Consider the following 11,466-nt stretch of genomic DNA (forward strand, 5'->3'; position numbering starts at 1 on the left):
GCAATATGAGTGTCGACGAGTCGGCCCCATCTGCCATCAACGCGGTACCACTTCGTCATCCCTGGCGGTGGGTGGGGGCGGCCGTCATCATCGTGCTGGTCGCACTGTTCATCTACGGCGCGGGCACCAACCCGGCTTACGGCTGGTCGACCTATCGCGACTACCTGTTCAACGACCGCATCATGCTCGGCGTGTTCAACACGCTGCAGCTGACCGTGTACGCGATGGTGATCGGCATCGTGCTCGGCGTGGTGATGTCGGTGATGCGACTGTCACCCAACCCGGTATTCGGCGCGGTGGCATGGGTTTTCCTGTGGATCTTCCGCGGCACACCGGTGTACGTGCAGTTGGTGTTCTGGGGGCTGATCCCGACGGTCTACCAGAACATCCAGCTCGGTATCCCGTTCGGCCCGTCGTTCTTCCATCTCGATCTGCAGGATCTGTCGATTCCGTTCCTGCTGGCGGTGGTCGGTCTCGGGCTCAATGAGGCCGCCTACATGGCCGAGATCATCCGGGCCGGAATCACTTCCGTGCCCGAGGGGCAGTCGGAGGCATCGACCGCACTGGGCATGTCGTGGGGAATGACGATGCGGCGCACCGTGCTTCCCCAAGCGATGCGGGTCATCATCCCGCCGACCGGCAATGAGGTCATCAGCATGCTGAAGACCACCTCACTGGTGACCGCCGTGCCCTACTCGTATGACCTCTACAGCATCGCCTCCCGCGAAATCGCCGCCCGGATCTTCGAACCGGTCCCGCTGCTGCTGGTGGCCGCGACCTGGTACCTGGTGATCACCAGCGTGCTGATGGTGGGGCAGTACTACCTCGAGAAGTACTTCTCCCGCGGGATTTCCAGGAAGCTGACCACCAAGCAACTCGAGGCATTGGCGAAGGCGCAGACCGTGACGGAGGCTGGACACGTATGACCACCACCGAGCCCATGGTGCGCGCCGAACGGGTGTGCAAGGACTTCGGTGCACTCTCAGTGCTCAAGGGTGTGACGCTGACGGTGGGCCGCGGCCAGGTGTTGGTGCTCGTCGGCCCGTCGGGGTCGGGCAAGTCGACGTTCCTGCGGTGCATCAACCACCTCGAGAATGTCAGTGCCGGGCGGCTTTACGTCGACGGGGACCTGATCGGCTATCGCGAACGCGGCGGGAAGCTACATGAGATGGCCCCGCGAGATGCCGCCAAGCAACGGCGTGACATCGGGATGGTGTTCCAGCACTTCAACCTGTTCCCGCACCGCACGGCGCTGGCGAACATCCTCGAATCGCCGGTGCACGTCAAGCGGGTCAAGAAGGCTGCTGCCGTGGAGCGGGCCCGTGACCTGCTCAACCAGGTGGGCATGTCGGACAAGGCTGACGCCTACCCGGCGCAGCTGTCCGGCGGCCAACAGCAGCGGGTGGCCATCGCCCGCGCGCTGGCGATGGACCCCAAGCTGATGCTGTTCGACGAGCCGACGTCGGCACTGGATCCCGAGCTCGTGGGCGAGGTGCTGGGTGTGATGAAAAAGCTGGCCAGCGAGGGCATGACGATGATCGTGGTGACCCACGAGATGGGCTTCGCCCGCGAGGTCGCCGACGAGTTGGTGTTCATGGATGGTGGCGTGATCGTCGAGAGCGGCGCGCCCCGGGATGTCCTGAGCAATCCCCAGCACGACCGCACCAAGGCCTTTCTGTCGAAAGTCATGTAGCCCGCAGTGCTGGTCAGCGCGGACCCCACGACGCCGCTATGGCGAGCGGCGCAGGTGTTCCGGTTGCTCAGCTACGGCTACGCCGCCTATTTCGTCGTCACCCGCATCGGCGAGCTGGAGCGGCCGGCGCTGGGCTGGGTCTTCTTCGGTGTGCTCAGCGCGTGGACGCTGGCGTGCGCGGTGGCCTATCTGCAGGGGTTCGGTCGCCGAGCCGGCTGGGTGATCGCCGAGATCGTCGTTGTGGTGGCCCTGATGCTCAGCACCGAACTCGTGGCCTCCGATCAATGGGTGGCGGACAATCAGTCGCTGGCGACGACGTTGTGGGCGACCAATGCGACGATCTCGGCCGCGATCGTGCTCGGCCCGGTCGGCGGAATGGCGGCCGGGCTGGCCGTGATGGCCACCGCGGCGGCGATGAAGGGCCAGGTCAACCTCGATGTCGGCCGCAATGCCTCGATCGTCATCGAGCTGGCGGTGGGCCTGGCGGTTGGCATGGCCGCCCAGACGGCACGGCGCGCACACGCCGAACTGGAACGCGCGGTGCGCCTTTCGGCCGCACTGGAGGAGCGGGAACGGCTCTCGCGCCAGGTGCACGACGGCGTGGTTCAGGTGTTGGCGCTGATGGCCAAGAAGGGCCGCGAATGGGGCGGTGAGGCAACCGAACTCGCCAACCTGGCCGGTGAGCAGGAGCGCGCGTTGCGACGCCTGATCTCCAGCGCCGGGCCCGAGCAGACGGCCGGCTCGGTCGATTTGCGGATGCTGTTCTCCCGCCGGGAATCCGACCGGGTATCGCTGAGCCTGCCGGGCACCGCCGTGCTCCTGGCGTCCGCGGTGGCCGCCGAATTGGACGCTGCAGTGGGCAATGCGCTCGACAACGTGGTCGCGCATGCCGGCCAGGGCGCCCGCGCGTTCGTGTTCGTGGAGGACCTCGGCGACGCCGTCACCGTCACGGTCCGCGACGATGGGGCGGGCATCCCGGCCGGGCGCCTCGAGCAGGCTGCCGGAGAGGGCCGGGTAGGAATATCGAAATCGATTGTGGGGCGGCTGCACTCACTGGGTGGCTCCGCGACATTGTCGAGCGATTCCTGCGGAACCGAGTGGGAGCTGAGCGTGCCGAGGGGGACCGGTCGTGGCTGAGCCGACGACGGTGATGGTGGTCGACGACCACCCGATCTGGCGGGACGCCGTCGCCCGCGACCTCGCCGACGATGGTTTCGACGTGGTCGCGACGGCCGACGGAGTGGCCTCCGCGCGCCGTCGCGCCGCGGTGATACACCCGGCCGTCGTGCTGATGGACATGCGTCTTGGCGACGGCGACGGTGCGCAGGCCACCGCCCAGGTGCTGGAGGTGTCGCCGTCCTCCCGGGTGCTGGTGCTGTCGGCATCAGGTGAGCGCGACGATGTCCTGCAGGCGGTGAAGGCGGGTGCGATCGGGTATCTGGTGAAGAGCGCGTCGCGCGTTGAGCTCGCCGAGGCGGTGCGGGCCACCGCTGCCGGGCGTGCGGTGTTCACCCCGGGGCTGGCCGGACTGGTGCTGGGGGAGTACCGCCGGATGGCGAAGAGTCCCGACGGCCCCGCCGCGAGCCTGACCGAGCGAGAGACCGAGATCTTGCGGTACGTGGCAAAAGGCTTGACCGCCAAGCAGATCGCCGCCAAGCTCTCGCTGAGTCACCGCACGGTGGAAAATCACGTGCAGGCCACCTTCGGGAAACTGCAGGTTGCCAACCGGGTTGAGCTGGCCCGCTACGCGATCGAACACGGGCTCGACAAAGAGCAGTGATCGGGTAGTACTACTCATCCGCCCGCGCCAGCCGGCGCTGACGATGGACTCATGAACGATCCGCAGCGCGCCGTGCTGGCCCGGTTGTCCCAGGAATTCGCCGCAATGTCTGCGCAGATGGCCCGGATCTCGGCGACTCTGAACCAACTGGATCTTGGTTCTGCTCCGGTTCAGCCGCAGCAGGCGCCGCCGCAGCCCATGCCCTATTGGCCGCCACAGGCGTATCCGCAGCAGTATTACCCGCAGCCGATCCCGACACCTACCTACGCGCCGCCACGGCCGGCGGCGGTTACAGCGGGGGATCCGGATCGGGGCTGGATCGGCAAGGCGCTGGCCGTCGCGGGCGTCGGCGTCACCCTGATCGGGGTGGTGCTGCTGCTGGTGCTCGCCGCGCAGGCCGGCCTGCTGCGACCCGAACTGCGGGTGGCCGCCGGTGGCGTGCTGGGGGCGGTACTGGTCGGGATCGGCATGCGGCTGCACGCCCGGCCGGGCGGGCGAGTCGGCGCGATCGCGTTGAGCGCCACCGGTATTGCCGCGCTCTACATGGATGTCATGGCGGTCACGACGATCTATGACTGGGTGGCTGCGCCGGTCGCGTTGGTGATCGGCGCGCTCGTCGGCGGCGGCGGGCTGAGCCTGGCCCGGCGCTGGGGCTCCGAGCAGCTTGCCGTTCTTGTTCTGGTGCCGCTGGTGGTGCTCGCCCCGGTCATCACCGACGGAGTGACACTGCTGCTGATCGGGTTCATGATCGCGCTGTCGGCGGCGGCGCTGCTGGTCCAGATCGGCCGGGATTGGCTGTGGATGCACGCGGCGCGCATGGCGGCGGTGACCCTGCCGCTGCTGGTTGCGCTGGTGGCCGCCTACTTCGGGTCGGCCGTGGACGCCTGGCTGCTCGGTGCGGCCACCGGCGTCGCCGCGCTCCTGGCGCTCGTCAGTGCCCTGCTGCTGCTTCCGTCGACCGCGAACCGGGCCGGAATGGCGATCGTGACCGTCGGCGGTCTGGTGCCGGTGCTGGCCGCGGGCATTGCGATGGACCGTTGGCTCGCGGCGCTGTTGGCCGCCGCCGTGTCCGTGTGCCTGCTGGCGATCGTGCTGCTCGCCGATCGGCTACCCGGCGTCGCGGGGGTGGTGGCGCAGGTATGGTCGGCGGCCTCGGCGGCGGCCGCCCTGGTGGCGGTCACGGTGGCCTTCGAGGGGGAGGTCGCCGCACCGGTTCTGCTGGCGCTGGGCGCCGTGGTCGCTGTCGCCGGTCGCCGCGATCTCATCACCCGTTGGGCGGCAACAGGATTGGGCTTCGCCGGCGCGGTCATGTTCTTCGACAACGCGCCCGATATCCTGGCCGACGGCTGGCGCCTCACGGCTGCGTCTGCGGTGTCGGCTCTCGTTGGCAGCGCCGTGCTGGTGGCCTGGGTCGGCACCGTGGCGTGGGCGTGGTTCGGTCGCGCGGTGGCCACCGATGAGGCCCGCGTCGGCTGGGGCGCCGCCGCCCTGGTGTCGGTTTATGCGGTCACGGTGTTCACGGTGACTACCGGCGTGCTGATCGGCGGGCCCGAGAAGGGGTTCCTGGCCGGCCACATGGCGGCCACGATCTGCTGGATCGGGTTGGCGGCGGGGCTGTTTGCCGCGGCGTTGCGGACCCGTCGGCCCGAGTTGCGGGCGGCACCGATCGCCGGCGGGCTGGTGCTGACCTCGGCCGCGATGGCCAAGCTGTTCCTGTTCGATCTGGGCACGCTCGACGGGATCTTCCGGGTGGTGGCCTTCATCGTGGTCGGGTTGGTGCTGCTGGCCATGGGCACCGGTTATGCGCGCAGCCTGGCCGCCAGACGTGACGAAACCGACAGCGAATCCGGGCAGGAAATGCCGCTCGCGCCGTGTTGAAACTGCCATGACGACAGCGACCGGACAACGACGAAACTCCGCGGACGTAACTGGATTCCAAGCATCTCCCGAGCTTGCCGGCAACCTGCAGCGGGTGCTCGTGGATCTCATCGAATTGCACCTGCAGGGTAAGCAGGCGCATTGGAACGTGGTCGGGACGAACTTCCGCGATCTGCACTTGCAGCTCGACGAACTCGTCGACTTCGCCCGCGAGTCAAGCGACACGATCGCCGAGCGCATGCGGGCACTCGACGCGGTGCCCGACGGGCGTTCTGACACCGTCGCGGCCACGACGACCGTCCCGCAGATCCCCGGCTACGAGCACACCACCACCGAAGTGGTCGATCTGATCACCACCGCGGCCTACGCGGTCGTCGGCACCCTGCGCGAGGTCCACGATGCCGTCGACGGCGAGGACCCCAGCACCGCCGACATCCTGCATCAGGTCATCGACGGGCTGGAAAAGCTGGCATGGCTGATCAAATCCGAGAACCGCAAGGTTTAACTCGCTGAACTTTCGACCCGCCCAGACTCTTCCTGGGCGGGTCGACCGCTGTCCGGGGCAGGCGCTGGTCGACGGCTCACCAGATACCAGGTGTGCATGATGCCCTTGCCCTTGACGTCGACATCGCCGCGCTCCTCGAGAACGAAGTGGTCCCGGAGCCGCTCGTAGACATCCTGCGGCACCTGGATGCGCCCCTCGGGGTCGGTGCTCTCCATCCGGGAGGCGACGTTGACGGCGTCGCCCCAGACGTCGTAGAAGAACCGGCGTGCGCCGACCACTCCGGCCACCACCGGCCCGGCGGCCATGCCCATCCGCAAGGGCACCGGCTGTCCGTTGGGGTCGCGCAGGTCGCGCACGGCCTTGGCCATGTCGAGGGCGAGGTTCGCCAGCGCCTCGGCGTGGTCGTCCCTGGGCTGGGGAACGCCGCTGACCACCATGTAGGAGTCGCCCGTGGTCTTGATCTTCTCCAGGCCGTGCTTGTCGACCAGGCGGTCGAAGGTGGTGTACAGCCGATCGAGGAATCGCACCAGTTCGGCGGGCGGAATCTGGCTGGCCCGCTCGGTGAACCCGGCGATATCCGCGAACAGGATCGAGGCGTCGTCGAAGCGGTCGGCGATCACACCACGGCCCGGATCCTTCAGCCGGGCAGCGATGCTCGCGGGCAGGATGTTGGCCAGCAGTGCCTCGGACCGCAAGTATTCGAACTCCATCGCCGCCTCGGCCCGGGACACCTCGCGCATCGCGTACCAGACCGTCGCGAACACCATTGCGCACGCGGACACCGTGGTGATGACAAAACCGGCATTGACCAGCCAGCGCGGCTGGATCCCGGTGTCGCCGGGCACCAGGAACTGCGACGCGATGGTCAGCCCGGCGCCGATCGCGACGATCGTTGACGCCAAGACGACGTGTTCGATCCCGAGCACCAGGACCGCCAGCGACGCCGACACCAGGTAGTAGAACTGGATCCCCGAGTCCGTCCCGACCTGCCAGCCGACGATCGTCAGCGACACGAAGGCGAAGAAGACGAACGTCACCGCGGCCAGGATCTCGCCAAAACGATGCAGCAGCGGAATCGCGGCGAAGATGGCCGCGGTGCCCAGGTTGACCAGCCCGATGGCCACCAAGTGCTCGCCGGTGACGAACTGCAGGACCCCGACCACGGCGGTGACGACGGCTGCCATGGCTGCCGCGATGTTGAGCACCCGCTGGCGGCGGTTGATGGATTCGGCCCAGTGCAGGTTGCGGGCCGGGGCGCGGCGTTGCATGCGCTCACAGTCCGCACGCTGGTTCGGCCCGTCCGATGACACCGAACCAGCGCATTTCCGCAGGCTGCCCACGATCGCAGCCTATCGGTTGGCCGCCAGCACCGAGAGAAGTTCGAATCCGACGTGGGCGGCGGCGATGCCGGTGATCTCCGCGTGGTCGTAGGCCGGGGCCACCTCGACGATGTCGGCGCCGACGATGTCGAGGCCTACCAGCCCGCGCAGGGTGTTGAGCAACTCGCGGGAGGTCAGCCCGCCGGCCTCGGGTGTTCCGGTGCCGGGTGCGTGGGCCGGATCGAGGACGTCGATGTCGATCGACACATAGACCGGGCCGCCCTCGAGCCGTTTGCGCATCCGCTCGACAATGCTTGCGACACCGTCGAATTCGTAATCGTCGGAGCGGATGACCTGAAAGCCCAACACGGAATCCTGCTCCAGGTCGGTCTTGCTGTACAGCGGGCCGCGGATGCCCATGTGCAGCGAGCGCTCCATGTCGATCAGCCCTTCCTCACTGGCTCGCCGGAACGGGGTGCCGTGGGTGTACGGCGACCCGAAATAGGTGTCCCAGGTGTCGAGGTGGGCGTCGAAATGCAGGACGGCCACCTTGCCGTGGTCGCGGGCCACCGAGCGAAGGATCGGCAGCGCGATGGTGTGATCACCGCCGATCGTCAGCACGGTCGCCCCGTCTTTGCGCAGGTCGGTCATCGCAGTGTCGATCGTCGCGATCGCTTCGTCGATGTTGAACGGGTTCACCGCGATGTCGCCGCAATCGGCCACCTGCTGGGTGGCGAACGGCGCGACACCGAGCGCCGGGTTGAACGGCCGCAGCAGCTTGGAAGCCGCCCGCACGTGCGAGGGCCCGAACCGCGCGCCCGGCCGGTAGGACACCCCGCTGTCGAATGGCACACCGACGATCGCGACGTCGGCGCCGGGCACGTCGGAGATCCTCGGCAGCCGCGCGAACGTCGACGGTTCGGTGTAGCGGGGGTATTTGGTCGCGTCGACAGGTCCGACGACGCCGGCGTCGCCCGGCAAGAACCCGTTGTCAGATGCCATGTTTCTCTCCTCTGCCGAGCCGTTGCGGCGAGGCTAGCCTGCAAGGGTGACCCGCATCGCCTGCGCACAGATCGAGCCCACCTTCGGGGCCGTCGCCGCGAACCTCGAACTATCCGCGGACGCCGTCGCCGACGCTGTCGGGCAGGGTGCCGACATCGTGGTGCTGCCCGAACTGGCGACCTCCGGCTATATGTTCGCCGATGCCGACGAAGCCCGCTCGGCGGCGTTGCGCTCCACCGATCCCGCATTCGATGCCTGGCGTTCGGCTGCCGGCGAGGCCATTGTCGTCGGCGGGTTCTGCGAACTCGGCGATGACGGGCTGCTCTACAACAGCGCGGTGGCGCTGGATCGCGACGGCGTGATCGCCACCTACCGCAAGACGCATCTGTGGGACCGGGAGAAGCTGATCTTCACCCGCGGTGCCGAACTGCCGTCAGTACTGCCGACGCGGCACGGGGTGATCGCGGTGATGGTCTGCTACGACCTCGAGTTCGGCGAGGTGACCAGGCAGGTCGCGGTCGACGGCGTGGAGCTGATCGTCGCGCCGGTCAACTGGCCGCTGTTCCCACGGCCCGAAGGGGAACGGCCCGGCGAGGTGATCACCGCGATGTCCACCGGCCGGCTGAACCGGGTCGTCGTCGCGGTGTGCGATCGCGCCGGCGTCGAGCGCGGCCAGCCGTGGACCGAGGGGAGCGTCATCATCGATCCGGACGGCTGGGTGGTCGCCGAGGCAGGTTCGGGGCCTGGGCTCGCGATCGCCGACGTCGATCTGTCCCGCACGCATGACAAGACGCTGACGGAATACGTCGACCTGCTCTCGGACCGGCGTGTCGATTTATACTGAGAAGGTTTGCCTGGATGGCCAGGTGAGTGGTTGGAATGGCGACTCACCGCGGAGGTGGACCAAGATTCGACGGCTAATGCCCATCCTGCGAGCTTTTGTCGTATGATCTCTGCAAAATGCGAGGTAACTACATACAGCGATCGTCCAGCCTCCTGAGGCCGTTGGTAAATCAGCCGAGCCAGCAAACCAGGATGATCCAGACATTCGGCACACACAGATAGGAAACGCTATGAGCTATGGTCGCCTTACCCGCCAGATCGCACTCTTTGCTGGCGGAGCCGCGATCGTCGGGATGGGGGCGTTGACCGCCTGCAGCTCGAACGCGAAGGACAGCCCGTCGACGACCACCACTCCGTCGTCGTCCGTGGCACCGTCGCCCACCGAAAAAGCGGTGGCGCCGGGTGGTCCCAACTCGTTCTCACCGACGGTCAACCCCGCACCTCCTGGCGCGATCTGCAAGGAAATCGTCGGCAACAACTGCGTTCGCTGACCTGATTCGGTGAGCCGCCTAGCCAACGCTGGGCGGCTTAGCCGGCGTTCCCCGAGACGTCGCAGCGGCTGCGGAAATCGGTGGTGGGTTGGCGAATCGCGTTGATGTCGTCACGCACCTGTGGGTTGGCGGAAAGGTAATCCTGAACCTTGGCGCGGATCTGCGCTTTGGGCAGCCCCTGCAGGCTGGTGAAGAAGTTGTTGACGTCGGGGTGGGTGAACAAATAACCCGACATCGAGAAACCGACGCCCGACATGACGCCGGCCATATCGGCCTTAGTGCAGTTCGGCGCCGGGTCGGCGGCGGCGGGGCCGGCTAGGCCGACCAGAAGAGCGCCCCCGGCCAGAGTGATTGCTGCTGCGTGACGCACAGAACGTTTGATGCTCATGACGCTGCGCTCCTGGTGGCCTCGGGTGAGATTCGCACTCACACTGTACGGTTCGGCAACACAATCGCGGCTGCGCACAGGGCCACGATCGCGCCACCCAGCACCATTCCGCCGATGACATCCGTGAAGATGTGGGCGCGAACGTACAACGCGAGCCAGGAGACGGCGACGACGCCAGTCACCGCCGCGCCTGAAATCGCCGTCCGCACAGCACGACTCCGGCCGGCAGCGAGACATACCGCGCTCATCCCGAACAGCGTGGCGCTTCCGGTGACATGGCCGGAGGGGAACGAATGGGCGTAGTAGTCAACGATTGACCAGTCGAGCACCGGCCCATTGCGCAACTGGGACAAATTCTGCGGCGTCCGTTCGACTATCGCCTTGAGCGTCTGTTCGATCGCCGCGCCCGCGCCGACTGCTCCGGTCACGACAACGAGCCGCATCGCCGATCGCGCCTGCAATGACAGCAGCGTTCCGCTCACCAGCCCGGCGACCGCGACGTGAACGGGTTGACCGATATAGGCGAAGATGCCGAGTGAATCGCCCTGTCCCCGGTGAGACCGGTGAGCGTCGAACCAATTCCAGACCGACGTGTCGAGCAGTGTCAGCCACCAAGAGTTGACCTCGACCGCCAGGAATGCGAGGACACCGAATAGGCCCGCGGAGAGCAAGACCAGTGCCAAACGGGGCCGAGCGAATGTGGTGCCGATGGCGAGCATTGTGCCCGATGTGAGGCTTCGGCTGTTGCTGGTGCCCTCGGTGAGATTCGAACTCACACTGCACGGGTTTTGAATCCGTTTCCTCTGCCAGTTGGGATACGAGGGCCGGCCGCTGTGGCGGTGTCCCACCATAGTTGATTGCCGGGCCAGAGCTGCCAACCGGTGGGTCTGGGCGCCTGCGGTTCGCTGTTTGCGCCCGGCCACGCCACAATGGCTGCATGACCGGGCCCACCGACGCGCAAGACCGTCCCTCCCGCCGGGTAGTCATCGCCGAAGACGAGGCGCTGATCCGGATGGATCTGGCCGAGATGCTTCGTGAAGAGGGCTATGACGTCGTTGGCGAGGCCGGCGACGGCCAGGAGGCCGTCGAGCTGGCCGAGCAACTGCGCCCCGACCTGGTGATCATGGACGTGAAGATGCCGCGCCGCGACGGAATCGATGCGGCTGCCGAGATCGCCAGCAAGCGCATCGCTCCGATCGTGGTGCTGACCGCCTTCAGCCAGCGTGACCTGGTGGAAAAGGCACGGGACGCCGGGGCGATGGCCTACCTGGTCAAGCCGTTCTCGATCAGCGATCTGATCCCGGCCATCGAGGTTGCCGTCAGCCGGTTCAGTGAGATCGCCGAACTCGAGCGTGAAGTGGCCAACCTGTCCGACCGGCTCGAGACGCGCAAGCTCGTCGAGCGGGCCAAGGGCCTTCTGCAAACCAACCAGGGCATGACCGAGCCCGAGGCGTTCAAGTGGATTCAGCGCGCCGCAATGGACCGGCGGACCACCATGAAGCGGGTCGCCGAGGTCGTTTTGGAGACCCTCGACACGCCGAACGACCCCTCGCCGTCGAATTGATCC

The 11,466-nt window shown here is 67.1% G+C and carries 13 protein-coding genes and 1 tRNA gene; 9 read left to right on the forward strand and 5 right to left on the reverse strand.

The window, feature by feature from the left end; all coding sequences use genetic code 11:
• The first annotated feature begins 5 nt into the window (after window positions 1–5).
• The 6 genes from SLQ31_RS23580 to SLQ31_RS23605 are packed head-to-tail and all read left to right on the forward strand — an operon-like array spanning window position 6 to window position 5,856.
• Window positions 6–926 carry an amino acid ABC transporter permease gene (locus SLQ31_RS23580; RefSeq protein ID WP_319436536.1) on the forward strand — a complete coding sequence of 307 codons (921 nt, stop codon included), beginning with the start codon at window positions 6–8 and terminating at the stop codon, window positions 924–926.
• Window positions 923–1,693, forward strand: a complete 771-nt coding sequence (locus tag SLQ31_RS23585) for an amino acid ABC transporter ATP-binding protein (protein ID WP_319436537.1) — start codon at window positions 923–925, stop codon at window positions 1,691–1,693. Before SLQ31_RS23580 ends, SLQ31_RS23585 begins: the two co-directional genes overlap by 4 nt.
• Window positions 1,694–1,699: 6 nt before the next feature.
• On the forward strand, window positions 1,700–2,830 hold the full coding sequence (macS, locus tag SLQ31_RS23590; protein WP_319436538.1) for a MacS family sensor histidine kinase: 1,131 nt from the start codon (window positions 1,700–1,702) through the stop codon (window positions 2,828–2,830).
• A 13-nt stretch (window positions 2,831–2,843) separates the two neighbouring features.
• A complete protein-coding gene (locus SLQ31_RS23595; protein WP_319436639.1) occupies window positions 2,844–3,473 on the forward strand; it encodes a response regulator transcription factor in 630 nt (209 codons plus the stop codon).
• A 51-nt stretch (window positions 3,474–3,524) separates the two neighbouring features.
• Window positions 3,525–5,351 carry a DUF2339 domain-containing protein gene (locus SLQ31_RS23600; protein WP_319436539.1) on the forward strand — a complete coding sequence of 609 codons (1,827 nt, stop codon included), beginning with the start codon at window positions 3,525–3,527 and terminating at the stop codon, window positions 5,349–5,351.
• Between the two features lie 7 nt (window positions 5,352–5,358).
• Entirely contained in the window at window positions 5,359–5,856 is a 498-nt protein-coding gene (locus SLQ31_RS23605; RefSeq protein ID WP_319436540.1) for a DNA starvation/stationary phase protection protein, read from the forward strand.
• Here SLQ31_RS23605 and SLQ31_RS23610 read toward each other — a convergent pair.
• Together SLQ31_RS23610 and speB are read right to left on the reverse strand one after the other, a co-directional pair.
• On the reverse strand, window positions 5,853–7,124 hold the full coding sequence (locus SLQ31_RS23610) for an adenylate/guanylate cyclase domain-containing protein (protein WP_319436541.1): 1,272 nt from the start codon (window positions 7,122–7,124) through the stop codon (window positions 5,853–5,855). The genes SLQ31_RS23605 and SLQ31_RS23610 overlap by 4 nt on opposite strands.
• 81 nt (window positions 7,125–7,205) lie before the next feature.
• Window positions 7,206–8,177: an agmatinase gene (gene speB / locus SLQ31_RS23615; RefSeq protein WP_319436542.1), complete on the reverse strand. Its 972-nt coding sequence runs from the start codon at window positions 8,175–8,177 to the stop codon at window positions 7,206–7,208.
• A gap of 46 nt (window positions 8,178–8,223) precedes the next feature.
• Here speB and SLQ31_RS23620 point away from each other — a divergent pair, with 46 nt between their 5' ends.
• Window positions 8,224–9,021, forward strand: a complete 798-nt coding sequence (locus SLQ31_RS23620; RefSeq protein ID WP_319436543.1) for a nitrilase-related carbon-nitrogen hydrolase — start codon at window positions 8,224–8,226, stop codon at window positions 9,019–9,021.
• A gap of 229 nt (window positions 9,022–9,250) precedes the next feature.
• Window positions 9,251–9,511, forward strand: a complete 261-nt coding sequence (locus tag SLQ31_RS23625) for a hypothetical protein (RefSeq protein ID WP_319436544.1) — start codon at window positions 9,251–9,253, stop codon at window positions 9,509–9,511.
• A gap of 37 nt (window positions 9,512–9,548) precedes the next feature.
• On the opposite strand, the gene SLQ31_RS23630 is transcribed toward SLQ31_RS23625, so the two are convergent.
• From SLQ31_RS23630 to SLQ31_RS23640, 3 genes are all read right to left on the reverse strand, one after another.
• A complete protein-coding gene (locus SLQ31_RS23630) occupies window positions 9,549–9,899 on the reverse strand; it encodes a heme-binding protein (protein ID WP_319436545.1) in 351 nt (116 codons plus the stop codon).
• A gap of 38 nt (window positions 9,900–9,937) precedes the next feature.
• The gene (locus SLQ31_RS23635) at window positions 9,938–10,675 is read right to left on the reverse strand and encodes a phosphatase PAP2 family protein (RefSeq protein WP_319436546.1); all 738 of its coding nucleotides are present in this window, start codon (window positions 10,673–10,675) and stop codon (window positions 9,938–9,940) included.
• Window positions 10,648–10,724: transfer RNA gene (locus tag SLQ31_RS23640), tRNA-Leu, on the reverse strand. The genes SLQ31_RS23635 and SLQ31_RS23640 overlap by 28 nt, the downstream gene beginning before the upstream one ends.
• Before the next feature lie 112 nt (window positions 10,725–10,836).
• On the opposite strand from SLQ31_RS23640, the gene SLQ31_RS23645 reads away from it, so the two are divergent.
• On the forward strand, window positions 10,837–11,463 hold the full coding sequence (locus SLQ31_RS23645) for an ANTAR domain-containing response regulator (RefSeq protein WP_319436547.1): 627 nt from the start codon (window positions 10,837–10,839) through the stop codon (window positions 11,461–11,463).
• Window positions 11,464–11,466: the final 3 nt, after the last annotated feature.

It is taken from the genome of Mycobacterium sp. RTGN5, assembly GCF_033804465.1.
In the GTDB taxonomy this organism is placed as follows: Bacteria; Actinomycetota; Actinomycetes; order Mycobacteriales; family Mycobacteriaceae; genus Mycobacterium.

Bases quoted from the DNA above. Each gene is read 5' to 3' on its own strand.
- SLQ31_RS23580 (WP_319436536.1), top strand. From the start codon at position 6: ATGAGTGTCGACGAGTCGGCCCCATCTGCCATCAACGCGGTACCACTT.
- SLQ31_RS23585 (WP_319436537.1), top strand. From the start codon at position 923: ATGACCACCACCGAGCCCATGGTGCGCGCCGAACGGGTGTGCAAGGAC.
- SLQ31_RS23595 (WP_319436639.1), top strand. From the start codon at position 2,844: ATGGTGGTCGACGACCACCCGATCTGGCGGGACGCCGTCGCCCGCGAC.
- SLQ31_RS23600 (WP_319436539.1), top strand. From the start codon at position 3,525: ATGAACGATCCGCAGCGCGCCGTGCTGGCCCGGTTGTCCCAGGAATTC.
- SLQ31_RS23605 (WP_319436540.1), top strand. From the start codon at position 5,359: ATGACGACAGCGACCGGACAACGACGAAACTCCGCGGACGTAACTGGA.
- SLQ31_RS23610 (WP_319436541.1), bottom strand. From the start codon at position 7,124: ATGCAACGCCGCGCCCCGGCCCGCAACCTGCACTGGGCCGAATCCATC.
- speB (WP_319436542.1), bottom strand. From the start codon at position 8,177: ATGGCATCTGACAACGGGTTCTTGCCGGGCGACGCCGGCGTCGTCGGA.
- SLQ31_RS23625 (WP_319436544.1), top strand. From the start codon at position 9,251: ATGAGCTATGGTCGCCTTACCCGCCAGATCGCACTCTTTGCTGGCGGA.
- SLQ31_RS23630 (WP_319436545.1), bottom strand. From the start codon at position 9,899: ATGAGCATCAAACGTTCTGTGCGTCACGCAGCAGCAATCACTCTGGCC.
- SLQ31_RS23645 (WP_319436547.1), top strand. From the start codon at position 10,837: ATGACCGGGCCCACCGACGCGCAAGACCGTCCCTCCCGCCGGGTAGTC.